This window comes from Alkalihalophilus lindianensis, assembly GCF_032843265.1.
Taxonomy (GTDB): domain Bacteria; phylum Bacillota; class Bacilli; order Bacillales; family Bacillaceae_D; genus Alkalihalophilus; species Alkalihalophilus lindianensis.
This window is the reverse complement of record NZ_JAWJBA010000599.1, coordinates 1-258: the sequence shown is the minus strand read 5'-3', so window position 1 is coordinate 258 and position 258 is coordinate 1. Positions and strand designations below refer to the sequence as shown.

1 pseudogene is annotated in these 258 nt (G+C 48.8%); it reads left to right on the top strand.

Annotated elements, in window-relative coordinates:
• A pseudogene (ligA, locus tag RYX56_RS23580) lies at positions 1 to 258 on the top strand (NAD-dependent DNA ligase LigA); the annotation flags it as partial.

Below are 258 nucleotides of genomic sequence, written 5' to 3'. Positions count from 1 at the left end.
TGTCGGGATTGTCATCAAAGTCGACTCACTTGCGCAGCAGGAGGAACTTGGAACAACGGCAAAAAGTCCACGCTGGGCGATTGCTTATAAATTCCCCGCCGAAGAAGTCGTGACGACCCTTTTAGATATTGAACTGAGAGTTGGCAGAACAGGTGTGATCACCCCCACTGCTATCCTTACGCCTGTTAAGGTCGCTGGTACGACCGTAAAGCGTGCCTCTTTGCACAACGAGGATTTGATTCGTGAAAAGGATATTAA